The following is a 26330-nucleotide window of genomic DNA, read 5'->3' as shown; positions in this document are numbered from 1 at the left end:
AAATGAAATTCAAACGACCTTCTGCTAGCGATAACGAAGGGCCACAACTCGCCCCCATGATAGATATCTTTTTTCTAACTTTGATATTTTTCATGGTTGCCTCCGTTTACTCGCAATTTGAGCGTAATATCTCCATTATTGTTCCTAAAGCCGCTAGTGGCGAAGATAATTCACGTTATCCAGGGGAAGTTATTATCAACGTTGATAAAGACGGAAAATTTAGTATTAACAATAGCGAGAAAAGCATTAGCGAAATTGATACGATTTTAGCTGATATCTCATCTTACTATACAGGTCAACCAGTTATCATTCGTTGTGATGGAGATTCAGCATTTTCAAACTATGTCAAAGTCTTTGACCTCTGTAAAAATCACTCGATCGAAAATGTCCGCATTGCAACACTTGGAGAAAGTGAATGAATAAAGCCCTCCTAACTTTATTGCTAGTAGGTCTCAATATTTTTGCTCAAAACGACCTTAGTCAACAATGGAGTTTCGCCGAAGGACTTTATAAACGTGGCTTTTACCAGGATGCCGCAGAAGAATACCAAGGACTGCTTACAGGTGGTGGCACTCAAATTGAGAAAAATGCTCTTCTTCGCTTAATTGATTGTTACGAGCAAACAAATCAAAACCCCGAAGAATACATCAACCTCTACATTGATTTTGAAACTGATATCAATTCAAGAATTGTGGTTCAACTCAAAAAAGCCGCCCTACTCGTCCAGGCTAAAAAACACGACGAGGCCGAAGAGCTCTATAAAGAAATGCTGAAACTCGAATCAATTCATCATGAACATATTCTATATGAATACGGCAGGCTCCTTTTAGAACTCGGAAAAAACCAAGATGCAATCACTATCTTCACTGCCTTAAGCGGTAAAGGTAAGGCCGAAGAAAAAGAAGTACGTATCTATGCCCATTATGCACTCGCATCTCTATGCCTTGAACAACAGCTCTATACTACAGCAGAAAAGCATCTCTTAGCTTTAACCGAAATGGAAAAAGCACACCCCTTAAAAAGCCAAGCATATATATTACTCATCAAGCTATTGGCTACACAAGAACGTGATGCTGAACTAATCAAAGCTTACACGACACTTAAAAACACCGACCCCAACACTCCAGAGATAAACGATTTAGCTATCCAATATGTCCTGGCCTTAATCAGAGCTAAAAAGTATGATCAGGCTCGTGGCGAACTTTCCTTGATATCAAATCCCACCGCAGAACAAAAACCTTGGATTAATTACGCCTTTGGAATCTGCTACTACCAATTGGGTTTCTATAAACAAGCCATAAAGTTTTTTGAGCAATGCTCTGTATTAGCTCAATTCGATGAAGCCCCAAAAGCTTTTGCCTATTTAATTTATAGTCACATACAATTAAAGGACCTCACAAAAGCACTTGAGCAATCTAAACTTTTTGATGCATCTCATCCGAAATCGTCACTTAGTGCCGAAATACACTATAAAAATAGTCTCCTGGCACTAGAGAAAAACACAGCTCTGCTTGCGATTGAAGAACTCAACATTGCCCTAAAGGTCTACCTACCAACTTGGCCTAATACTCACGCCGCACATCAACTCTTAGCTCAAACTCTCGCAAGAGAAAAACGCTTTAATGAAAGCGCTGCAATATGGCTAAAGCTATCACGCCTATCACAAGACGAGAAAAAAAATACGGCGGCTTTTCAAGCAGTCGAAAACTATTTACTTGCTAAAAACTACGATAAAGCTGAAGAAGTCCTTGTCAGAATCCAAGCGACTGATACACAAAAATTCAAAAAAACTTCTTTAGAAATCGAAGTCAACATTAGTAAACAAAAATGGGATAAAGCTCACAAACTCATCCTGATCGCTTTAAATCAGTTCCCGGAGAATGAAAACCAAGGCCTTTTATACATGCTCCAAGGAAGGTGCTTTTACCTAACAAAACAATTAAATGAGGCTAGCTCATCTCTAGAAAAAGCCTCCTCACTCATCCTGACGCCTGCACTACTAGCCCAAAACCTAAGTCTACTTGCAGCGACTTATCAAATCCAAGAGAAAAATGCGAAAGCGGCTGAAGTATATAAAGTGATTTTTACTCAAAAGCTCAACCAAGAACTCAATTGGTCTCAGCTACAAATACAAACTATCTCGCGCTTACTGGAGCTAGAAAACCACCTCGATAGCAGTTTAATTGCCTGCGAAAGCCTCATGGCAAAAGGAAATTTCTATTCACTGCAAAAAGCCCGTGTGCTCTTGCGCAAAGGAAATTATACCTCAAGCAAAGAAAACCTAAGCAATATTGATACGGATAAACTAGACGCCAAAGAACTCTGTGCCTACAACTCGATAGAGGCCTTGATTTGGATCAAGGAAGATAAACTAGACAAAGCTAATCGTACGATAGAAACGATCAAAAATATTGATCAATGGCACAGCGGTGACCTGCCACGATACCTCTACACTAAAGCCTATTACAAATTCCTTAAAGGCCAATACGAGCAGTGCTGGAAAAGCTCTAGCAGAGCCTATATCTTGTTCAATGACTACCAATATTCTTCCCAAAGCCTATTTCTTGCCATCCAATCTGCTGTGAAATTAAAACGCATGGATGATGCTGTGAAATTGACTAAGGAGCTTAAAAAACGCTTCCCAGTACATAGTAAGAAGACAAATGTTGCAAATTTCATCTCAAAAAACCTTACTAATTAGTAGCTTTTTGTGTTTTTTATTGCAGAACATACAAATCACCCTATATTTGCTTATATCTTATAAATAATTTCATTTGACTAAAAGGTTATTATGGCAACACCTAAAATTATTGTCCTCTCAGAAATCATGCGTGGCAAAAACTTTGAGCTCACCGGAAACATGTACACTATTGGCCGTACTGATGACAGAGAAATCTGTATACCAGATGGAACAATCAGTTCTTACCATGCTGAAATCGAACGTAACGGCGAAATTTATACTGCACGTGACAAAGGAAGCACAAACGGCACTCGTATAAACGGCATCCGTATCACTGAGCAAGTCTTAAATAATAGTGACATCCTTCAAGTTGGTGGCATCGAATTACTCTTTGACTGTGAAGAAAAAGGTAATACTACCGCAATTACCACACAAACAGCTATTAGTTTAGACGATATCGGTGGAGCATTTGATCCCAGCGAATTGAAAAATATCTCTGGCGGAATGGATGCTTCTACTTCAGGTAAAGGCACTAGCAAAGTTATCATTGGAATTATCGCCGCTCTCGTCGTCGTACTTGGCGTTGTTATTTTCTTTCTCGTTAAAAAGCTAGCCTAAGGACTTCTAATGGCCGACAAAGATAAAGGCGGACAAAAACGTCCCCTTAATAACGGAGAAAACGAACCAAAGAAAGGCATGGCAGGATGGTTATGGATTGTCATTTTAGTCTCCATCCCCCTCTTACTCATTTATCAACAAGACAAAAGCGAAGTCAAAGATTCCATTCAAGAATCAAAATTTTATGAGCTTTTAGAGACCGACAAAATCAAAGAAGTTGTCGTTCACTATGACAAAGGACTAAGCCACGCTGTTGATTTCAACATTACCCTAAAGCAAGATGGAAAAACGGTAACTGACGAAAATAAAACTCGCACAGTTAATATATTAATCCCTGAGCCTGCACTCGAAGCCCTAAGAGCTCACAAAATCCCTTATGGCAACAAAAAGAAAAGTGCGGTTTTTAGTGAGATTATCAGTTTTATACTGCCGCTCATTATCATTGTTGCGCTCTTCTATTTCCTATTTGCTCGACAGCTCAAAAACGCTGGCCGTGGCGCTATGCAATTTGGCAAAAGCAAAGCCAAAATGTTTTCTCCAAGCTCTGAACAAGTCACTTTTGCTGATGTCGCGGGTGTTTCCGAAGCACGCGAAGAAGTTGAAGAAATCGTAGATTTTCTAAAGGATCCTGCAAAATACCGTAACCTCGGCGGACGCCTCCCTAAAGGTTGCTTAATGGTTGGCCCTCCAGGTACAGGTAAAACTCTTCTTGCTCGTGCAATTGCTGGCGAAGCCGGCGTACCGTTTTTCTCTATGAGTGGTTCTGACTTTGTAGAGATGTTTGTTGGTGTTGGCGCTAGCCGAGTTCGCGACTTATTCGAACAAGCCAAAAAACACCAGCCTTGTATCTTATTTATTGATGAGATCGACGCTGTTGGTCGTGCTCGTAACTCAGGCGGTACAGGTGGTGGCAACGACGAACGTGAACAAACACTCAATGCCTTATTAGTAGAGATGGACGGTTTTGAAAACCAAAATGGTGTCATCTTAATCGCTGCAACAAATCGCGCTGATGTACTCGATAAAGCACTCTTACGTCCAGGCCGTTTTGATCGTCGAATCAATGTCGATGTCCCTGACCTGGGTGGCCGTCTTGAGATTTTAAAAGTTCACGCCAAAAAAGTTAAACTTGGCAAAAATGTTAATCTCAAGCTCATTGCTCGTGGAACTCCTGGTTACTCTGGCGCCGATTTGGCAAACGTTATTAACGAAGGTGCATTAATCGCCGCTCGCCTTGGGAAAAAAGCCATTGAACATGCTGACATGGAAGAAGCACGTGACAAAGTTCGCTGGGGTAAAGAAAGACGCTCGATGAAAATGTCACAACGCGAACTCAGACTCACTGCCTACCACGAAGCAGGACATACACTTGTCAGCCTTTATGCTGGAAGCATGAATAAACTCCACAAAGTAACTATCATGCCACGTGGCAATGCTTACCTGGGCGCCACCATGTACTTCCCTGAAGATAACCGCTACACTACAACTCGCACAGAGTTACTTGCGGAGATCGCAACTACTATGGGTGGCCAAGTTGCTGAAAAACTTACTTTTGGTGACATCACTAATGGTGCCTCAGGCGACATTCAACAAGCCACTAATTTAGCTCGCCGCATGGTTCGCGATTGGGGCATGGGTGAAATGGGATTCATTCATTATAGCAGTGGCGATGGCGAGTACTCAATGAAAAATGATTACTCTGAAGAAGTCGCTAAAAAACTCGATATCGAAGTTAGGAGCATCATTGACACTCAATATGAAGTTGCCACAAAGATCTTAACCGAATACCAAGATCAGCTAAAACTTCTTTCTGAGACACTTCTAGAGCGTGAAACGATGAGTGCTAACGAAGTCTATGAACTTCTCGACCTCCAAGACATGATGGAAGCTGATGAGGATGAATTTGATAAAAAACTCGAACAATCTCTATCAACAGACACGTCGGCTGAAGACTCTGAAGATGAAAAAGAAACGTCGCCTGAAGACTCTGAAGATGAAACACCTGATGAGAACACTGCAGACAAGAAATCTGAAGAAGAACCAGAGTTGCAAGCTGATGATGATAAACCTACTAAGCAAGACCCTAGCTCCAATTCTTAAAGCGAACTTTATAGCGTAAGAAGCAATTCCTTATAAAGTTCTTGCTTTTTGCTCAACTTTGGTGTTGACTATATCAAGTATCACTTAATATTCCACACCCAATTTTAATTGAGGTAAAAACTCTTGAATCGACAAATAAAAGTTACCGTATCAAACGAATATGGACTGCACGCTCGCCCTGCAGCCATGATTGTGCGTGCACTCGGAAGCTTTAAAAGCGAAGTTTTACTCAAAACAGATTCAGAGGAAGCCAATTGCCGCAACATCCTAGATCTAATGTCTTTGGCGGCTGCCTGTGGCCAAGAACTTGATGTCCAAGCAAACGGCCCCGATTCAGAAGATGCTATCAACAAAATAAAAGACTTATTCGAATCTAAATTCGGCGAATGAAAGCAAACTTAAAGAAAACTTTAATTATCATCCCCTTGGGCTTCATTGTCATCACGGGGATTTTTTTTGCATATGTGAACTCAAGCAACTTCATCCGTAAACACATTATCCCCCTCATTGAAGAAAAAACTCATTTTGATATTGAGAGTAAGGAAATCGATTTTTCATTACTCAGTGGAGAACTTAACTTTAAAGACTTGGAAGCCAAGTCTGGCCCCAATACGATTCACGCTGAAACACTCGAGATAAAAATCAATCTTTGGGATTTCATAAACAAAAACTATCAAGTTGAAAAAATCATCCTTGAAAATGCACAATTAAATATCAACTTTGACGCTACAGGCAGACTTAAGTCCAACCCAAAAAAAGCCAAAACAATTAGCTTAAAGCCTGCGAAACCTAAGCCTACAAACAAAACAAAACGTAAGCCTAATATCGCCCACAAACCCATTTCGCTCCCCCATTTCTTAGTTCAACAAATCACAATTCGAAATACTGAATTAGCTTTACATAAAGCCGACCGCTACGGAAAACTAAATCACCAGCACTTAAAGATCGCTTCATTAGAGATCACAAAACTAGGCACTGGACAAAAATTTGAGCTCGCATGCGAAGGCGCTTACATGAAAAAAAGTCATGATGCCCAATACTTCAGCACTGAAGAAATTATAATAAATAGCACTGGTACCTTTGACCAAACATTAAGCTCCGCCAAAAACAAGACCTCTATTTCGATTGCCCAAATATCGACTGATAAAATCAAAAGTTTACAAGACCTCGCTTTACAGCTAGAATTAAACTGCAGCATGGAGAAAGCTAAACTCACTTTTTCTGACTGCTCTATAAGTTCTACAAAAGCAAAAGATCTAGCATCTAAAATAGACTTCAATGCTGAGATCATCAGTGAAGATAAGCTCAAGGCTCGTATTAAAATACTTAAACTCAATTCCACTTTATTGGATATAGCCCTAAGCTTTTCACCCAAATCAAAATCAATACCAAGGTGGCAAAAGCTCACACAACAAGCAGGTCTTCCTGCGGGCTTTGTAAACACACAAATCAATGGCGATATCACTGTTGATAAAAATGACTCACTGATACACAGTGAAGGCGAACTCAAACTTAACAATTTCCCGATAACAACCAAGGTAAATAACGGCCTCCAGAAAGAAGAAATCAATTCAAAGCTTAATTTTGATCTTAGGCTAGTAGATAAAACTATCCAAAATGTAAAACTCTCTCTCAGCTGTGCTACTTCAAATAAAGATTCCTTGCTTAGTATCGACACAACAATGCGTCAAGACACAATTAACGGCACGATTAATAGTAAGAATTTCGATCTCAGTCTTTTAAATAATTTCACGAAGTCTGAAGACCATATAGAAGGGCGACTTAATTCACGCATCAGCCTCACAAAAGACTCCAAAAAAAGTACTGGCCACTTCAATGGGAGTCTTGAAAAACTCAAACACAAAGCTCTCTCTGGTAAAACACTCAATACATCTCTTGACTTCACCTTTCTCTATTCATCCCTGAAAACTGTCCTGAATAATCTAGAATTCAAAGCTCATGAACCTAGCTCAGCTAGGCTGACTATGAACAGTAAAGAAATTATCATTCATAGTAAAAAGGATTTCTCAAAAAATGAAATCCATACAGACAACATTCAAATCAAAGCTAACACCTATCCAAGTCTCTCTCCCGATATCATTCCACAGCAAGTACTGCTTTCTCTTGATAAGCTCAGTGTAACACAGTCACAGGAGATGATCCAATCACAAGCTCAATTCAAGCTCTCGGGAGCAAAAATCCATGAGCATAATAACATCGTCGCCAATGGCTCGATAAAATTAAATGCTAACTTATTAGAGAGTCTACAAATACTCAATCTCGATGATTTTTCTATCACCAACCAAGGACGTCCACTCGCCTTCGTACATTCATTACGACTCGAAAATCAAATAAAGAACACTCTCCAGAAAACTAATTTACATATCCCGAAATTCGTTTTAAATGACCTGCAATGTATCCCCCTTCTACAAAGCAATACGATCCCCAAATTTAAAGATCAAAAAATCTCATCCGAAGTCAACCTTAAACTATCAAAAGATACTAAAGACAAAAAACTTTCCTATAGCATAGACTTTCCATCCATCAAAATTATGGAACTCACCCCTTTTAGCCTATCGACAAATTTCAATCAAGACAAGGGCATCAATAAAATCCAAAACTTTAGTCTCGTTCAGGGCCCCCATATCCTCAACCTCAATGCTACTTTTAGTAAGGATCATTATAAAATTGAAAACTTTAACGGCAGCTTAGATCTAGCTTTTATTTCCTCCATCCTCAAAAGCCTTGATCCCAATTTTCACAATACTTTCTTTGGCCTTATAAATCTCAACTCGACACAAATTGAATCCTACGGATCAAGCCCCGAAGAACTCTTACTCAATCTTAAAAAGGGCGCTATTGATTGGGACATCAGCAAGCTTAATCTTTCTCTTCAACAAAAAGAAAAAACTTTTATAAGTAAAACTCTCGGTTTCAAACCCGATAGCTTACAATTCGATAAAGGTGCTCTTAAAGCCGAGTTCAAAGCTGGTCAGATTGACTTCAAAGCACTTAAGCTCATGGGAGACAAAGGCGGATTTGATTTCTATGGCAAAGTCTATAAGGACCAAAAAAACCTCAAATCACAATTTTTCATCTGGTCATCTTTTGTCGGATCGGATTATTTACACTATATCCCCCCTCAAACTATCCTTGATAACATCAATGAAATTGATGATTTCTTGAATTATAATCCAGAAAAAAAATGGTTTGAGTTCGATGAGCATATCGAATTAGTCAGCGAAGCCAAAGATGGCACTTTTGCTACTTTAATCGAACAGATTAAATTCAATGCTGAAAGTAAATTCGGCCCTTATATTGCCTACCTCGAGTCCGCTAAAAAACTTAGCCAAGGCAAACTAGATAAACAATCTGCTAAAAGTATTTTAGATATCTTCAAAGGTCGTGAAGAAGAGCGCCAACAAGAACGTGAGAAAAAGGGAAAGAAACGAAAAGAGTCAAACACCCAAAAGGTTCTTGATCTTTTAGATGGATTCCTTTAGAGATCTCGCACTAAGGCTTCTAAGTAATGCTCTTTTAAACCCCACATCTCCTTCAAGCCCTTAATCCTATTCCATATCTCTGCATCAATGCCGTTCTGGTGCTTCTCTGCTATGATTAGCAGGTTCTTAGGCGTGTGCTCCGTAGATATGAACTCCATAACTTTCGTTTTATAGCCACAAGCCTCTAAATAAAGTGCGCGTAAACTATCCGTTAAAATCTCCGCTTCCCTCTCTAAGAGAATCCCATGCCGCGTGATTTCTTTCAAGACACCACTAGTCTGCATCGATTTTCTTACTTGACGATGACAGCAAGGAGCACAAACAATGACTTTCGCTCCTGATTTCACACCTTGGTAAATGGCATCGTCTGTTGCTGTATCACAAGCATGTAATGCAATCAAAACATCTAATTTCTCAATATCCCAACGTCCGATATAGCCCGCTTCAAAACTCAAGTTTTCAAAATTGGCTTTTTGGGCAATACGATTACATAAATCAACTAACTTAGGTCTTAACTCTACACCTATCACTTTTGGCTTCATCGCCAATGAACCTAGATAGTCATAGAGTGCAAAGGTTAAATAACCTTTGCCACAACCCATATCGGCAATCACAGGCTCTGTACCATGATTAGCCAGTACATGTCCCATTACCTCAACAAACTTGTTAATCTGCCTAAATTTATCTTCGCGACTGCGCTTCACTTGCCCATCTTTATCCACTATATCGAGCTCTTGGAGGTAAAGATTATTCTGGGTTTCTATTAAACGTTTTTTCCGCTTGTCGTGCTTATTATCAACCGTCTCTGGAGATTGCAAGACTTTCATTTTTCGTTTAATCTTTCCCTTGCCTTGTTTATCAATAGTCAGAAACACATCTTGCTTAACACTCATCAAATCAGCTTTTAAAAACGATTCGTTTAAGCTCTCTGTAATTTCTACAAGACCTTCTTCGAAGGAATAATTTTTTGTCACATCATTTGTCGGGTGACGAAAGACAAAGCAAAGCTTTTGCTCACCTCGTAAATTAATTGGCTTTACAAAAATGGATTTAACTTGATCACTTTTATTGCGTTTCATACTTAAGGTCAATTTACTGAAGCTATTCACTTTAAGCTGACCCTCAAGGTCATTCAAAAATTCTACTATTTTATCCATTAAAACACCACTTTTTCTGTGAAAAACTTTTTGATCTCATCAGGCCAATTACGCAAGAATCTAGCCTTGTCTTTTTTATAAGCTTTTTCAAAACTCGTTGTACACTTATGAAAAATACTCGAATCCAAATCTATGACCTGCAACTTAGCATCGGGTCCCACTATAAAATTTGTCGCCTTACAATCACCATGAGAGAAACGGCCCTGTTTCATTGCATCAAAAAAAGACTGCACTTCGGATAAGATATTCTCTGCTTTTGCTAAATCACTTACATAGTCAGACAATAAATCCCCCGATGCCACACGTGTCACTAACCAATCACAGCGAGTCACACCCTCTTTGCGGATCAACAAGGCTACTGACTCAGGAGTGCTCAAAAAATTATCTCGCATCACAAAACTATGGGACCAACAGGTCTTTGAACGCCCCGCTCGTAAAACATCCATTTTACCCTTAAGGCCTTTGCGCGGATTATAGCGTTTGATCACCATTTCACGGCCATCAATTTCTATTTGATACACCGTACAGGTATTGCCGGCTTTGAGGATTTTTGCGCGGCCTTCATCCAGCTCTTTATTCGGGTTCTTAAGAAATGCGTTTAGTTCATCGCTATCCCATTTTTTATTAATGAGGATCGTATCGGCTTTTTTCCTACGTACATGAACTGCGGTACAATTACGCTGAACCTTAGCTAAGAGTCGTTCAATACGCCATTTCTGAACCTCTTGGAATATTTTCTCGAACTTATCTTTCTTTACCGCACTTTGATAACAGTCCAGAATTTCTTCTATTGTGAGCGGACAGTAAAAGCCCGCCTGGGCACAAAGTAGTGCTAGGTTTTCCAAGTGCTTTTCAGTAGATTTCGATTTCCTTAAACCATCACCATCAAGGCAAGCAATCTCATTGTCATCAATCATGAAATTGCCGAAATGAAGGTCCGTCTGCATAATCCCTGCCTGATGATACTGGCTCATCAAACTAACTAGGCGCTGCATTAAGCTTTTTTTATCTGTTGTGCTTGACCATAGTTCCGATAAACTCACTCCAGAAACTTTTTCAGTAATCACGAAATAAACTTTTGTCTTAATTTGCCAGAGGCCGGGCAATAAAGCCCCCTCTATTTCACCGCTATCAAGTAGTTTCGGTCCTAAGAAACCATTATCGGAAAGTAGTTTTAAACCCGCTTCCTCACGATTAAAATAGCGTTCCGATCCAGATCCATAAAAAAACTTTAAATAGACTTCTTCACCGTCTTTCATCCCACGACAAACGTAGCGTTTCCCCGGTAGGATACGCACCTCCTCGAGCAAATCTAAGGAGAGCGACTCAATAAAGAATTTTTCCATTATTCCGCTAAAAAGCTATCTATTTCTTCTTTGAGTTTCGGGATAATTTCGTCATAAGTAAAGGCACCAACTGCTTCGCCACCACGCTTCATATTTACGTGCCGCGGTCCACACCAAAGCCCTACATCGGCATCATCCGTTTCACCAGGTCCATTGACTCGACAGCCCATGATCGCAATCGTCATCGGCTTATCTTTTGGCAAAGCTTCCGTGAATTCTTGAACCTTTTCTGCTAGCTCAATAAATTTTTCATTTTCAACACGTGAACAACTGGGACAAGAAATTATATTGAAGCCATCTTGAACATATTCTTGATTCCAGAAGTGACCTGCTAAGACATCTTCAACAATTTTATGTCCCACGCGAATTTCTTCATCTTTTTTGGCAAAAGGCAACGTTAAACTCACACGTAAAGTTGAACCAATCCCTTCCTTCAACAAGGGCTCAAAAGCTTCACGACTTTTTATCACACCTGCAGGAGGCATTCCCGCTTCGGTCACACCTAAATGCAAAGGTACTTCAGGCTTTTCAGCATGAAATTTGCGGTTAACGCGCAAAACTGTTTTCGGGTCAGAATCTTTCAAGGATACGCAATAACGAGTAAAACCTAAGTCATCGAGTAAATTTGCATGATAGAGGGCACTTTGAACTATCGCTTCTTCTTTGTCATCATATTTCTCTAAAAAATCTGGGGCAACGGAACCGCAATTGACTCCAATGCGAACAGCACAATCATGCTCTTTCGCTACACCAACTAACCAAGCTACTTTTTCTTCAATAGTCTTGGATGGTTGTAGATGATGTAAATGTCCCGGGTTATAACGAAATTTTTCTACAAAGGGGGCCACGTCAGCGGCTAAAAGATAATTCTCTTGTAAGTCGACCGACAAAGCCACTTCACTGCGATCTCGAATCCACCTTAAGGCTTCAACATCTTTCTTGTTATCAACTGCAACTCGCACAATTCCTGCACCTGCTTTTTGTAAAAGCAGCACTTGCTCTAAGGTCGCTTCTAAATCTTGCGTACGTGTAGCTGCCATTGATTGAATCAAGACAGGATGACCTTCTCCGATGGTATGTGTACCAATTTTTACTTCGCGTATTGCCATTTTATTCTCCTGATTTAACACTCACGCAACAAAGCGTAAAAGCGGTCTTCAAATTCTTGAAATCTACCAAAATTTTGCAATTCTTTCCCAAGATCATTAATCTTGGCTTTATTGCCTCGGGCTTCATAAAAACGATCTTCTATATAACTATCTTGTTCTCTGCCAATTTGTTCGTTTGCATTGACTTGATGAGCTTGGAAAGTTTGGAAATTAACTGGCGCAGATCTTTGCATATAAGATTGCATGAATTTCAACAAGGAAACTTCCCACATCTCATCAACGCCTTGGATGACGACATTGATCATCTTATCCTTCTCGGCAACTTCAACTACTTTCGCTACTGCGGTTTCAAGCCCTTCGTGAATTTCGCTCTCCGAAACCTCTTCTTTACGAATTTGCAGACCATACTGAATCACATTGAGTAAATCACCATGACCTTTAAGCCAATCCGCATACTCACTTGCTTTCGGGCCAAAGCCTTCCAGTACTTTTTGAGCAAACTGAGTCGCACTCAGAATCAAAGGCTTCTCTGTTAAGATGACTCCTTCGCGAACTTTACATAAATTATCAGAACTCTGGCAAACAATGCGATATTTAATTTTGGTTTGACCAAAAGTCTCGAGTACTTTTTCGGGTTCTAAAATGATACGTGTTTCGTTGACCGCATACCAAATATTATCATCAAATTCCATCTTTCATCTCAAATAATTTATCATAGGCATAGACTGAACTACTATGTCCATCTGACCATATGACTGAAACTGCATAATTCCCCATGGCACGTATGCTTTCGGGCTTCACATTAGCAGGAACTGATTTCTCGTCTAAGATATACTCGCCTGTAAACTCATGACGACAGGCTGCACAGTAACAAGCTAAACGCAATTCTCGGGGCTCAAATACCAACTCTTTCTCGCCTTGCTTTAAGACAACGCCACGATCTTCAATATATTCTACTGTTGGCTTATCTTCTTTTAAATATTCTATACGGCTAATTTCTCGCGCCACAGAAGAGGCTATATCACTAAAATAACGTGCTAACTCACCATTGGGCTCAGCCAAAACTGGAGGTATACCCGTATCGCCTGCATCACTCAACTTAGTATCAATTGGCAACTCAAAGGCATGGCGAAAACCATACATATCCACTAATTTTTTGAGTGCGCCTTGACCGTATGGACGATGCTTTTCGTCGCAGTTCCCACAAGTGAAGTAAGACATGTTTTCGATCACTGCTACACTAGGTACATTGAGCTGATCAAACATCTTGATGCCTTTGATAACATCTATAAAACTTAAATTCTGTGGTGTCGTCACAATGACTGCTGCCGTAAAAGGCAAGGATTGCAGTAGAGTCAATTGAATATCTCCCGTTCCCGGAGGAAAGTCGACAATCAAATAATCTAACTCATCCCAGTCACAACCACCGCCAATTTGGCCAATAACCTGACTCACCATAGGACCACGCATAATCGCCGCTTCTTGATCAGTATTTAAAAAACCAAACGACATTAACTTGACGCCTTCGTATTCCAAAGGAAGAAGCATGCCTCCGCCTTGATAAATATCCGTATCTTCAGGTGAAACCATGACGGGTAAACTCGGACCGTAAATATCCGCATCTAAAATACCGACTTTTGCACCTGTACGCTTGAGTGAATAAGCTAAATTTACCGCTGTTGTCGATTTACCCACGCCGCCTTTGCAACTGGTTACCGCAACTATATTCTTAACTTTAGCAACACCTTTTGCACGATTCGCATTTATATCTTTCTGAGGCTGGGCAGTCATTGTAATATTAACTTCAGTCACCCAAGATAAACTCTCGACCAAAGCCGTCGCACGACTGCGGAACTCTTCTTTCACTGGGCAAGCTGGAGTCGTCAATTCAATAGCAAAATCAACGATGCCTTTATCTGAAATCTCAAGATCCTTAATAAAACCTAAGCTCACAATATCTTTTCCCAAATCGGGATCAATGATCACAGACAAAACTTCTAATACAGCTTCTTCTTTACTCATGGTATTTTTTATACTCAATTTATCTAATTTAATTGCCTCAAAGATAGGTCAAAGTCCCTTCATGTCAACATGTTTTTCGACTTGTCAAAAGAGGCAAACACAGCGCTATACTGCCAGTAAACTTACTTCCTTTATTCGAAGTCCATGTCGATCTTTGATTGATCGGGTAAATCTTTGAGCTTCTCATGGAGTTCACCCATGGCTTTGAGGTAGTCTTCAATCGCGGAAACTTTCAAATTGTGAACTTTTTCATCACCACCAAGAACCAAGGGTTTCTTATAGCCATAACACTTACCAGCATTTAATTCCTTGCCTGCTCTTAGATAAGACGCCACCGTATCTGCACAAAACTTATCCGCAACAAATTCATTATCAGTTAATAGTTGCTGAAATTCTTCACCATTTTTAGCGACTTCAATTAACTCACCGACTGTAACATCCAAAAGCAAGACTGTGGCATCCTCTGCTTGGACAAATACATCGCCCATTGCCGTAAATAAGACCGGTAAATCCGTCGTCAACCAAGACCATGAAGATAAAATCTCTTCTCTTGGTAATTCCCTTTGTGGTATGCAAAGTAATTCATTTAAACTCAATTCCATAAAACTATCCTTTCTGTTTGTTTAAGGGAAGCTGTACTCGAAATATACTGCCTTTTCCCTTTTCACTAATTACTGTAATATCACCGCCGTGCAAACGAGCTACCTGTCTAGATAGATGTAAGCCTAAGCCTGCGCCTTGATCTTTTTTATAAGTATCTCCTTGATGGAACTCCATGAATATATTACGCTGATCAGCCGGCGAAATACCTAGCCCATCGTCTTCTACCTCTATCATCACAAGTTCTCCTTTTTGCTGAAGCCGCAATTCCAGCTTACCTCCTTGCTTACTAAATTTTATGGCGTTGCTAATGAGGTTCACCAAAACTTGGCGAAAGCGCACTTGGTGAATGGCGCAAACTAAGTCCTTATCCCCAATTATATAAGCAACTTCCAAGCCGCTCTTCTCGGCTTCGATTTTTACACTCTCCAATACATCACCACAGAAATCGCCCATGTCGCATGCTTCGAGCTTTAATTCCAATACACCCGCTTCAGCTTTTGCCTGATCGACTAAGTCATTCACCAAATCCAATAAATTTTTTGCGTTTGCCATAATTCTTTGCAGGCTCTCTTCTTGCTTAACCGTAATATCTCCGTGCAAACCCTCGAGCATAAGTTCAGAAAAACTACTGATCGCCGCAAGTGGGGAACGCAATTCATGGCCTAGATGACGAATAAAGCGCGTTTTAGAAATCACTGATTCCTTCAATTGCTTTGCATCGTGCTGCAGCTGCTCACGACTTTCCTCTGTACGCCGATGAAGAATTTCTAATTTGCGAATCATGATATTAAAATCACGCTTTAATTGCGTCAATTCATCACTACGCTCCTCATCAATCGGTAAACTATACGCAAAATTTTCTTTGCGGACTTCGCGCATGGCAGTCGCCATTTCATCCAAAGGTTTCCGAACCGAACGAATCATCACTAAGAGCAAGGCTCCAAAGCCAAAGAAGAAAATGAGAAAACTCCAAAAAATCCTCTCCGCGCCTCGACGAATCTTGAGGCTCGCCGCTGTACCTGACTTCATATAAAAATGGACCTGACGATCCAATTCTTCTTTCATCAATTGACTAATAAATATTTTTTGACTCTCTATCGCATGACTAATAAGCAGGTATTCTTCTGAATTAGAATTGAAAGCCTCTTGCTCCTTGAGAGTCATTACTAGATGATCCAAGATCTTCAAATCCTTATGTAAGACAGTCGGTGCTACTTGAGCTTCACCGAGCTTGGCTTTTTCCCATGAAGAGGCGTAGGCCTTTAAGTCATTGTATTCTTTTTTGGATAAATTTCGTTCTGCTTCTAAATCTAGTGCATTGCCCATATAAGCATGAATTTGAGCATAAAAAAAGAGCCCCCCTAATAACAGGTAAATACCCAGAGTTACATTTCTCAAAAGTTTAAAACTCATTTATCTGCGCCTTCAAAAGTGAGCTTCATTACAGGGCCCTTCACTTTAGGATCTTTACTCACAGTAAGCTCAAGCAGTGAATCAAAACTAAGATCATCCTTATTAATCGTCCTTATCGAACGTGAAAAAACCAGTTCCCAAGCACCCTCTTTATAATCTGATTTCACACTCACATCCGAGCGACTTCCTTGACTTTTTTGCTCTAAATAACGATTGCGATTTTGATGAAATGAGCCTAGCTCTAAATTCAGTTTCCAAGGCCCCTTTCCGCCATCTGAAAAATATTTCTTATCCTTAAAAAAACCATCGTCGGCAACTCCCCATTGCGTTCGATTGGCTCCCCAAAACCATAGATCTTGAATCTCTTTTCCCTTTTGCGAAAAGCGCAGCGCTAAGCTGTCTTCCAATTGCTTACCCACCACAAACTTCTCATCTTTCAGCACCCATGGACGATGCTTCATAGAAGGGTTTTCTTGCGGAATCCGCACACGTATTGAAAGTTTTTCTTTATGGATCGCACACTGTAATTTCAGCAGTTCTTTATAACCATCGACTTTCATTTGGTGCACAGCAACTTTTGACCAATCACGACCATCAAAGTCAGCAACTTTTATGTCAGCGCCAAACAAGATTGATCCTAGGAAAAACAATAACAAAATGGCTATTTTCATCTAATCTCCGCCAAACATTGTCCAACCGTTTTATTCGCACCAGGGATTAACCATTCTGAAGCAAGTTCAGCTAAGGGCCCCAGCACAAAATCTCGCTCGAGCATTCGCGGATGAGGTACAATTAAATCTGGCAAGTCATAAGTATCTTCGGCTATAAGCAAAACATCCAAATCTAAATAACGCGATTCATTAATAATTCCGCTCCGCTCTCGGCCAGCTTCTTTTTCGATTTTCAAACAGAGCTGCAATAAGTCCAAGGCTTCGCCATCCCAATCCGCAATCAAAGCTGAATTTAAATAAAGGCCAGAACCCTCGGGGCAATACATGGGGTCACTCTCGACAATTTGCGCCATTCGCAAATTCTCTAAACCCTCTTCTACCAAACGTTTGAGGGCATAATCAAAATACACCTCGCGCTCACCCATATTGGAGCCCAGTGCTAAAGCTACTTTTTTCATCATTTAAACAGTCCTAAAAAATTCATTCTAACAATAGCCCCAGCTAAATACTTTAACCAACCAACTTATGCGTATATCACTTAAATCAATAGTGGCCGTCACTATAATTCAATAGCTTACTCTTCAACACGCCCTACCTTGTCTGTATTCTTTACAAAAAGGTTAAGACCATGACTAAACTACTTCGACTACGTGCCACTCGCTTATTCTTCTTATTTATTTTTACGCTCAATCTGCAAACATTTGCCGCCGTTCCCACCTTAGGTGGTATGCAATTTTGGAACGATATCTCCCTTGCAGGAAACTATAAAATCCAAAAAAATGTGATTACTGGTCACTGTCGTTTACTTGAAGATGATTACCTGCGCCTCACATGGGGAAGTGAAGACCATTGTCGCACGCGATTATTGGCACTAAAACCTCAAATTAAAAAACCGCAAGTTTTCCTTATTCACGGCCTCGGTCGTAGCCATCATTCCATGGCTCAGCTCGCAACAGAACTTAGCGCCCAAGGCTACCAAGTCTATAACATAGAATACTCTAGCATGCTCAATAATGCCGATAGCCTATCTAAAAGACTACTGACACTTTTTAATGAACACCAAGATAGAGATAACTATGTCATCACTCATAGCTTTGGCGGGATTCTCTTTCGAAAAATAAGCCCGCAACTTAAAATTCAGAAAGCGGTACTTATGGCCGCCCCCAATCAGGGCTCAACAATTTGCGATACACTAAAAAAATATCGACTTAACTTTCTTCTAGGTCCCGCTGGCTCACAACTTTATTCTCAGAGCGATTTAATGAGCACACTTCCCGCTCCAGCATGTGAGTTCATCACCATTGCCGGCGAACGTCCTAGTCAATTAACTAATTGGCCCTTGGGCCTCTTCTTTAATGAAAAGAGTGATGGTATAGTTTGCGAGAGTCGCACCAGACTTGCGGGCTCCGCAAAACACGTCAAAGTCGACTCAAGTCACACGCTCATCATGAATCACCCCGAAAGTCACAAAGTCGTCAGCTCTTTTCTACAAAAAAAACACTTCTAAAAGCGCTCAATCAACTAAGTAATATCTTCTTCTAGACGCTTAATTTCTTTGAAAAGAATTTGTTCAACACGCTTTTTATAGACGTAGGCAGAGCCTTCTGCCACACCCAATTTTTCGGCGATCTCGGTAACTTTTTTGCCTTCGCGAAACATCATAAAAGTATCACGTGCATTGGGGTGTAAATCATCTTTTACATTATTCCAAGCCAAATTCGCCATATACGTTCGCCATTCCGTCTCAGCAATTTCTTCGATCTCAGGTAAGCTTACACCATTGAGGTAACCCTCAACTTCCTGACGTTTCACTTTCTCATAACGTTTGAGACGAGCTTGTTGAGATTTTAGGAAGTTTTTCACTGTGTTTCCAGTGACTGTACAGAGCCAGCCGCGAAAACGGCCTTTTTGTTGACTGTAATCAAAGTCCGGCATCTTGTCCCAAAGTTTGATCAAGACATTTTGACTGATTTCTTCAGAGTCATGATGACTTAAATTCATCCGCCTCGCAATCACATAGAGATAGGGACGGTAATAATAAACAAACTCTTCCCAAGCTGATTCATCATCGTGATTCTTAGCTCGTATCAATAGCGTCTGACGCGTATTCCAATCAGTCATATATTCATCCTAATAAATTTAGATGAATATACGGTATCTGTAATCTCTAACAAGTTCTACGCTGAGTGATCAAACAAAGAATAGTATGTAAATCTTTTCACTTCATGCTATAAACCCTATTAGCAAGACAAGCACGAAGCACTCCTAGCTCTTTGGAATCCAAGACTTTAGATGCCTCTTCAATCATAAATCCATGCTCCATTTTTCGAAAGTCTTCAAGACGTCGCTGAATAAGAGCATATTTTTTATCTGTAAGCTTAAGCTTTGCCTCTTCCTGCTTTAATGTTTTATACCAATTGGAATTTTCATCCCACCAAAAACGCTTATAGAGCTGCTCAATTTTCTTTTTTGAATCAAGACTTAAGTCCCCTTTTACTATGCATTCGGGCAAAGTGATTTTCTTGGCTAAGGGCACCGGTTTTATAGGATAGTTATAATTATATTTTTGACGCTCTTCGACACCACCAAAACTCCATATATCCCCTTTGCGAACTTCGCCATCTACATAGCTATCCACACGCCAGTAATATGTTTTTAGTGGATCAATTTCACCAAGACTAAAGGTGTTTTCTTGCTGATTCACTTTAAACGCTTGAGATTGCTTATCTGCCAATTCTATCACAGACTTATCCGGGGAAAAATAGATATCAAACGACTCACTAGCCCTAGCTGGACGCCACATAAGATCTAGCTCATTTTTAACATTTTTTGATTGATCAGGTGGTACCGGCATTGAACTTTTTTCAGCTTTGTAACCGGGAATCCAATAGTTTTTATCCTGAGCTCCATAAGGACCGATATTGGCGCTATGACTATTGCTTTTCTTGAGCAACACATCATCACTAAGCGGTCGAAAATCTAAATTATCGGGATCTCTTAAAACTAAACGTGGATCACTTTGTATATTATTTTCATTTTTACAAAAAAGTGGTATCCCACGGCCAACGGCAAAGTGTCCGTTGATGGCCCCAGCAATATTATTATTCACGACAGAATAACGATTGTAGCCACCCATCAAAGGTACACAGGGAAGCGCAATATCTGTTTTTCCCGGAGCATAAGCATCAAAAGATAGATTATTAAATACCAGATGACGATCACCCTTAAGTTTCAGCCCCGCTGAATCCCAGACCACGTTATGATTAACTGTGCCCCCTTCTCCCCAGTTAACATAGGCACTAAACATGCTTGAACTATCAAAACGTATCGCTGCTTTACTGCGTAGTCCATGAATCCAATTGTGACTGACTTTGACGTCTTTTATGGCATTGACACCACAGTTAATTGCCGACCCATCGTGCTGAAGCAAACTCATATCGTAGAGATAGTTATACTCAACTACATCACTTGGACCAGAACGATAACCCTCAGAGTTCCCGGCAGTGTGAACCGTATTGTAGCGGAAAGTTGTATGACGACCACTTCCCATTTCTATTGTGCCACCACCACCACCGCCAATACAGGTGAAGTCGATGTGATGAAAAAGGTTATTCTCTACTAAATTTCTATATCCACTCATTGCTAAAGCGGGGCCATCTGCATATTCAAAAACGCTATTGAGCACGCGGTTATTCGTCGGCTTCATTTCTGATGTGAGGCGATTTTGAATACTCGTGTATTTATTTTTGCCAAATTCACCCAGAACAAACTTATTGAAAGAAGGGTAGAGAAAGTGACATTCATCTACAGTCATATTTGTACACTCATCGAACTTCAGTGTGCTTGCAAAGAATTGTATACCCTTGAAATCCAAGTGGCTAGAATTTTTTACTTGAAGGTTATAATCCTGGACCTTGCCGAGAATCATCAGATCTTTGGGACTCTTTCCCTCAGGTGGCTTGAGGTAGAGCATTTTATTCTCGGGAGTGAAATACCATTCTTTTTCGGCATCCAAGGCCATGAGACCTTCTAAATAGTAATGTCCCAACTTTTTCTTATGAGCAAAAAACTTCTCATTCTTAAGCATATTTAAGTTGCCCACCATACTTTTTGTATCGTAGCTAAAGCGATCACTTCCGGCTTCATGACTGGCCACTTTTTGTGCATAACTCATCCACGCATTGATATTGAGAACGGCTACGGCACCGGTGAAATCAATTCCTGTTTGAGATAAGCTTTGCTTATTCACACTTTCGGCAAGTCCTTTTGGTCTGGCATCCACCATCTCACCAAAGCTACTTTCTGTGCCCTGGTGACGCCAAGTAGACTCCATATCAAAAACTGAGTCGTCTTCAAATGAAGCATTCGGCCAACGCGCGGTAATACACATTTCGTCCTCTATAAAGACTTGCGTAATATCGAAATCTAATTGGCTACGAAAAATCCCTTTCTCATCTTCTTGCCAAGATTGCTGGAGCTCAACTGAACCATCAAAAACAACCTTTTCTCCGGGATAGGCAATAAAACTAATGGGCTTAGATTCAAGACCATTTAAACCCTTGATATCGATAAGTCCTCGGTAGCGACCACCCCTGATGATAACACCATCCCCAGGCTCAAGTTTAGCGACTAACTTGCTTAAAGATTTTAAGGGCTGCTCTAAAGTTCCCGCTTGACTATCATCGCCATTTACGGAAACAAAATAGGTCTTTCCTGAGAAGCTGGGGAGCTCAATAACTTTACTTTGCTGCTGATTTTTCTGTTCAAGAACCTGGCTTTTATCGAGCTTTTCACCGCAAGAGCTTAAGCTGCTCACTAAGCCGATACCAATAAGGACATACCATTTACAATTCATTTCTTTTCCTTGTTTAATGACTTTTCTTTTTAAATTTTTTGAGTGCTGCGTAATCAATCGGCGGCGGATTTTCAAAATCAAATTCCTCACCCATTTGAACTTGGAGTTCTTTGAGCTCAAGTTTGAGACTCTCCAACACAGCTTTATATTCCGCATTATCAGATAGGTCTTTCATTTCCTTAGGATCTTTTTCCAAATTAAAAAGACGGTATTTCTTGGCATAAGGATAAACAATTAGTTTCCACTGATCTTTGAGAATCATACGCTGATAATTGATATATTTACCGAAAATCACTGGGTAATGAGGGGACTTATCACCCTCAATTAAAGCTAATAAACTTTTGAACTCCACATATTCAGGTTTAGCGATCTTGCCTAGATCTAGGCTAGTGGCCATGGCATCTTGTATATAAATTGCAGTCTCATTGCGCTCGCCCTTAGGAATATCTGGTCCCACAATAATAAAAGGAGCTCGCATACTGTGTTCATACATATTTTGTTTGCCCACGAGTCCGTGTTCACCCACCGCCAAGCCATGATCCGAAGTGAAAATAATATAAGTATTATCTGCTTTACCACTTTCTTTCAGTGCTTTGAGAACGCGCCCAATATTGTGATCCATATGGGTCGTTGACGCAAAATATTCCTGGCGATTGATCTTGGTCGCATATTCCGTACGGGGGAAAGGCATGATTGCGGCATCGCGCAATTGTTTACCACAGCCTATTTGATTACGGTAGGGATAAAGTCCTTGGTGACTCTTGGGAAGGCTTATATTTTCTAGTGGATACATATCCACGTATTCTTTAGGAGCCTGACGTGGGTCGTGGGGTGCGTTAAAAGCCACATACATAAAAAAGGGTTTATCAATAGTTTTGACATCCGCTAAAAACTCAATCGCGTTACCCGCAGTCACTTCCGTCCAGTGCTTCCCACCTTCCCAAAAGCCACCATGCTTTTTATCCCAGGGCTTCCAGCCCTTTTCATAATCTTCTGGACTCAAGGGACGATTAATTCCTGCTTCCGTTTGTGAAGGCATTCCCCCTCGAACATCCTTCACAACATCAAAGGGTGGATTTTTGGCTGTCTTTCCAGGCACATGCCACTTACCGGTCATGTAGGTTTTGTAACCTGCCCCGTGCATAATTTGAGCCCACTGAGGCTGCTTACGCACCGTTTGATTGGCTCTATTAACAAAGGCGCCAGAGTTAAACATGGCGCGACTCGCCATGCATACCGCGCCACTCCAAGCCCCCATATTATAGGCCCTTGTAAAGAGCACACCTTCTTCGGCGAGCTTATCCAAATGAGGCGTTTTACATTCGAGTTCTCCCATGATAGAAAGAGTTTCCAGAGCCTGGTCATCTGACAGGATAAAAAGAATATTAGGTTTTGCAGCTTCCGCAAAAAGACTATTTGCCAAGAAGCTAACGATAAGTGAAAATTTAAAAAAGTGAGTCATGATTTATCCTTGTATAATTATTCAGCTTCTAATACAAAGCTGAATTGGCCTATTCGACAAAAACCACCACTCATTTCCTCATTTATAATGCAAAAACTTTGACTTGCTTCAGTGATAATGCCGGTGCACGCATGGATTTTATACGATCATCTTTCGCACTCATTTGCAAAGACGCCTGTTCCTTAAGCCCAATCTTAACAAATTGTGCTTTTTGGATTAGCTTGGGATTAATATGCCATTCACGCGCCATCGCAATATGATAGGGATCAGCTTGCCAAATTTCCTGCCATTTTTTTCCATCAAGACTCGTCCAAACTGTGAGTCCACGCATTGCATTTTGACGATCCTTGGCATTGGCTATGAGGTGTAAGCCATTAATCATCTCAGCTTTTTTGAGTTTGATCTGAAACCAAGGGCTCGCTTCGGGCTTACTCTCAAAAATCGTTGGAACTGAGGGCTCTTCATCACTGTTTACAATTCTTTCAAGGTCGATATCTTTTGAACGAATTGAACTATAGCTAATCTCAGAACCCTTGGAAACTAAGACTCCACGTTTAGATGGAAAAACTTCTTCTAACCAATGAGCTGGAAAGCCATCCTGCAGGCCAATTGCCTCTAGATCAATGGCTTTGAAACCGGCTTTATAGGCCGGCGAATCATCACTCAGTTTTAAATCAGTGGCTTTGATTTCACGATTGAAATCCAAGGGCTTAGCAAAGATCGGATCCGCAATAACTGAACCCTTCTCCTGATTTTTTACCTTCCAGAGCTTCACGTGGGCCTCGATTTTATCGAGTCCTTGAGTCGCAAAGTAGCTATTATTTTGTAAATCACAGCTCTCAGGAGTCTTAATCGTGTTCGATGAACGTCCCGTATAAGGAGCAATATTCTCACGTGTATGATAAAACAGGTTATTTTTAACTTCCGACCCCGCATTGAGTTGCTGACCAGGATAAAGACTAAAGCGTATATTGGTGTTGATAAACATATTGTTGATCACATCGTTATTGCCCTTGTGCACCATGCCACCACTGAGCACCAAATTCTCACTATAAGTTGTGCCGCGCTGCCAGTCATCGCAACGCAGACCATTGCCGAGACACATGTAGAGCATATTACGGCGAATTATATTGCCCGTACCCGCGCCTGATACATTGAGTGCAGCGCCATCACCGATCTTGGTTCTCGCACGATAGACGTAATTATTCTCCACTAGGTTATTGCGTGAATGAAGGTAAGGCAGCGTCATGTCCTGAATCTTATTGCCTTTGAATTCTTTTTCTTTGATTTCCTTCCAGCGCATGGTCTTGCTTGCTTCATCCCAATCAACTTCAGGACCCTCGTCAAAAATTGCGCCTCGTATTCCACAGAGGCCAATCGCTTTGCGTGGTACATTGCGAATATGATTATGACGAATTTTGTTAGAGCCACTCTGCCAAACAAAGATTGCGTGACCATGCCAAATGACTTCTCCGCAGTGATCAATCAAATTATTTTCAATGATATTGTTTTTATTGACATCCTTGGTGCCCGGGCCGTAACCACAGAGTAAAATTCCCATGTGACCAACATAATCAATCAAGTTATTCTTAACTGTGATATTTTGTGCGTGTAGATCCAAACGAATGGCGGAGTTACCAGAATTTGTGAACCGCGATTCACTCACCGAGCAATCTTCAGCTCCGCGAAAACGCAACATGGCATTGGCATTATCAAACTTATCCCAATCATGCTGAATTCCCCAGCCCTTGTGATCATCCCACCAGGAGTAACGATCGCCATGAGTGAAAGTTAAACCCTTGAGGTGAATATTTTTTACTGGTTCATCGGTGGCTTCTTCATAATTGATCTTGCCCTCAATTTTAATGATTTCCTTCAAAGCAGGCGCTACAATTTCTTGACTCGGCGCACCCGATTTAGGCCAGTAATAGATCTTGCGAGTCTTGGTATTCACACACCATTCACCCGGAGTATCTAATACATCGATGATATTCTCAATGCGCGTTGGATTATAAGGCTTGGGAGTCGTTGACGGAGGCGTATTGCCCTCATATTTCAACCAAGCGACTTGGCCTTCAACTTTTTCGATTGACGAGATATTCTGCGTCCAAGGAACACCACAGAAAAAAGCTTCTACATCGCCTAAGTTATCCCAGTTTTTTATCTCTGTTCCAGGAAACTCAAGACGGCGCAGTAAGGGTCTATCTTCTTTCAAGGCCACGTTGCGTGTCGCAAATTTTTTGAAATTTTGCTGAGGACCCTGAAAACCACGACTACGAGCTCGTTCAAGTCGAAAATTACCATCGAATAAAACCTTGAAGTCTTCAATACCTACAGGTATATCTGCCACCCAGAGATGACCCTTAGCGACTTCTAAAGTTCCTGCGGGGTAATCGTTCAGCTTCTTCCAGTCATTAACTGGCTTACCCGCGCTCAAGATAGGACTCTCATTCTTATACGCTTGATAAGTATGAGTGAAACCTGGTGCTGCACTATCTTCCAGCCCTAAAACAAATGTCTCAGAACGTTGGTAAGTTCCCCCACGCAAAAAGATATTATGACTCTCTTCTTGCCCCTTTTTATTGAGTTCACGAACTGCATCTCGTGCTTTTTCAAGCGATTGAAAAGGACTTTCTAAAGTCCCCTTATTATTATCTCCACCTTGGGGAGATATATAAAAATCTGCTGCATGTGCAGCACAGGCCAAAAGAGTCGAAGCGACTAATGACTTAATTAATTTCATTGTGAAACCTTAATTTTATTGGATTGTTCCCATACTTACAGAACGGGC

General features: G+C 40.7%; 20 protein-coding genes. 7 read left to right on the top strand and 13 right to left on the bottom strand.

The features are described from left to right. Positions 1-2: 2 nt before the first annotated feature. The 6 genes from PQO03_RS01210 (at position 3) to PQO03_RS01185 (ending at position 8901) form a co-directional block, all read left to right on the top strand. Complete coding sequence (locus tag PQO03_RS01210; protein WP_274150650.1) at positions 3-419, top strand: ExbD/TolR family protein; 417 nt, start codon at positions 3-5, stop codon at positions 417-419. Next, positions 416-2701, top strand: coding sequence for a tetratricopeptide repeat protein (locus PQO03_RS01205; protein ID WP_274150649.1), 2286 nt, complete (start codon positions 416-418; stop codon positions 2699-2701). The genes PQO03_RS01210 and PQO03_RS01205 overlap by 4 nt, the downstream gene beginning before the upstream one ends. A 90-nt stretch (positions 2702-2791) precedes the next feature. Then, positions 2792-3298 (top strand): FHA domain-containing protein, encoded by a 507-nt coding sequence (locus PQO03_RS01200; RefSeq protein WP_274150648.1) that lies wholly within the window; start codon positions 2792-2794, stop codon positions 3296-3298. 9 nt (positions 3299-3307) lie between these two features. Beyond that, positions 3308-5398 (top strand): ATP-dependent zinc metalloprotease FtsH, encoded by a 2091-nt coding sequence (gene ftsH / locus PQO03_RS01195; RefSeq protein ID WP_274150647.1) that lies wholly within the window; start codon positions 3308-3310, stop codon positions 5396-5398. A 123-nt stretch (positions 5399-5521) separates the two neighbouring features. After that, positions 5522-5788, top strand: coding sequence for an HPr family phosphocarrier protein (locus tag PQO03_RS01190; RefSeq protein WP_274150646.1), 267 nt, complete (start codon positions 5522-5524; stop codon positions 5786-5788). Next, positions 5785-8901, top strand: a complete 3117-nt coding sequence (locus PQO03_RS01185; RefSeq protein ID WP_274150645.1) for an AsmA family protein — start codon at positions 5785-5787, stop codon at positions 8899-8901. The genes PQO03_RS01190 and PQO03_RS01185 overlap by 4 nt, the downstream gene beginning before the upstream one ends. Here PQO03_RS01185 and PQO03_RS01180 read toward each other — a convergent pair. The 9 genes from PQO03_RS01180 to folK form a co-directional block, all read right to left on the bottom strand. Then, complete coding sequence (locus PQO03_RS01180; RefSeq protein WP_274150644.1) at positions 8898-10058, bottom strand: class I SAM-dependent methyltransferase; 1161 nt, start codon at positions 10056-10058, stop codon at positions 8898-8900. The genes PQO03_RS01185 and PQO03_RS01180 overlap by 4 nt on opposite strands. Further along, the gene (locus tag PQO03_RS01175) at positions 10058-11404 is read right to left on the bottom strand and encodes a lipopolysaccharide core heptose(II) kinase RfaY (RefSeq protein WP_274150643.1); all 1347 of its coding nucleotides are present in this window, start codon (positions 11402-11404) and stop codon (positions 10058-10060) included. Before PQO03_RS01175 ends, PQO03_RS01180 begins: the two co-directional genes overlap by 1 nt. Further along, entirely contained in the window at positions 11404-12513 is a 1110-nt protein-coding gene (ispG, locus tag PQO03_RS01170) for a (E)-4-hydroxy-3-methylbut-2-enyl-diphosphate synthase (RefSeq protein WP_274150642.1), read from the bottom strand. The genes PQO03_RS01175 and ispG overlap by 1 nt, the downstream gene beginning before the upstream one ends. 14 nt (positions 12514-12527) lie before the next feature. Beyond that, positions 12528-13205, bottom strand: coding sequence for a hypothetical protein (locus PQO03_RS01165; protein WP_274150641.1), 678 nt, complete (start codon positions 13203-13205; stop codon positions 12528-12530). Continuing rightward, a complete protein-coding gene (locus PQO03_RS01160; protein ID WP_274150640.1) occupies positions 13195-14535 on the bottom strand; it encodes a P-loop NTPase in 1341 nt (446 codons plus the stop codon). Before PQO03_RS01160 ends, PQO03_RS01165 begins: the two co-directional genes overlap by 11 nt. Before the next feature lie 131 nt (positions 14536-14666). Continuing rightward, on the bottom strand, positions 14667-15137 hold the full coding sequence (locus tag PQO03_RS01155) for a T6SS immunity protein Tdi1 domain-containing protein (RefSeq protein WP_274150639.1): 471 nt from the start codon (positions 15135-15137) through the stop codon (positions 14667-14669). A 4-nt stretch (positions 15138-15141) separates the two neighbouring features. After that, on the bottom strand, positions 15142-16551 hold the full coding sequence (locus PQO03_RS01150; RefSeq protein WP_274150638.1) for a HAMP domain-containing sensor histidine kinase: 1410 nt from the start codon (positions 16549-16551) through the stop codon (positions 15142-15144). Then, positions 16548-17222: a DOMON domain-containing protein gene (locus PQO03_RS01145; protein ID WP_274150637.1), complete on the bottom strand. Its 675-nt coding sequence runs from the start codon at positions 17220-17222 to the stop codon at positions 16548-16550. Before PQO03_RS01145 ends, PQO03_RS01150 begins: the two co-directional genes overlap by 4 nt. Next, positions 17219-17683 (bottom strand): 2-amino-4-hydroxy-6-hydroxymethyldihydropteridine diphosphokinase, encoded by a 465-nt coding sequence (folK, locus tag PQO03_RS01140; RefSeq protein ID WP_274150636.1) that lies wholly within the window; start codon positions 17681-17683, stop codon positions 17219-17221. Before folK ends, PQO03_RS01145 begins: the two co-directional genes overlap by 4 nt. 167 nt (positions 17684-17850) lie before the next feature. On the opposite strand from folK, the gene PQO03_RS01135 reads away from it, so the two are divergent. Next, a complete protein-coding gene (locus PQO03_RS01135) occupies positions 17851-18729 on the top strand; it encodes an esterase/lipase family protein (protein WP_274150635.1) in 879 nt (292 codons plus the stop codon). Positions 18730-18743: 14 nt separating this feature from the next. Here the strand turns inward: PQO03_RS01135 and PQO03_RS01130 are convergent, their stop codons facing one another. The 4 genes from PQO03_RS01130 to PQO03_RS01115 form a co-directional block, all read right to left on the bottom strand. Beyond that, positions 18744-19343 (bottom strand): RNA polymerase sigma factor, encoded by a 600-nt coding sequence (locus tag PQO03_RS01130; protein ID WP_274150634.1) that lies wholly within the window; start codon positions 19341-19343, stop codon positions 18744-18746. Between the two features lie 97 nt (positions 19344-19440). Then, complete coding sequence (locus PQO03_RS01125) at positions 19441-22077, bottom strand: right-handed parallel beta-helix repeat-containing protein (RefSeq protein ID WP_274150633.1); 2637 nt, start codon at positions 22075-22077, stop codon at positions 19441-19443. 13 nt (positions 22078-22090) lie between these two features. After that, the gene (locus tag PQO03_RS01120) at positions 22091-23539 is read right to left on the bottom strand and encodes a sulfatase family protein (RefSeq protein ID WP_274150632.1); all 1449 of its coding nucleotides are present in this window, start codon (positions 23537-23539) and stop codon (positions 22091-22093) included. A gap of 82 nt (positions 23540-23621) precedes the next feature. Next, on the bottom strand, positions 23622-26282 hold the full coding sequence (locus PQO03_RS01115) for a right-handed parallel beta-helix repeat-containing protein (protein ID WP_274150631.1): 2661 nt from the start codon (positions 26280-26282) through the stop codon (positions 23622-23624). Positions 26283-26330 lie beyond the last annotated feature (48 nt).

The organism is Lentisphaera profundi (genome assembly GCF_028728065.1).
Lineage (GTDB): Bacteria > Verrucomicrobiota > Lentisphaeria > Lentisphaerales > Lentisphaeraceae > Lentisphaera > Lentisphaera profundi.
The sequence above is the reverse complement of the archived record's forward strand: the minus strand, read 5'-3'. Positions and strand labels throughout refer to the sequence as shown.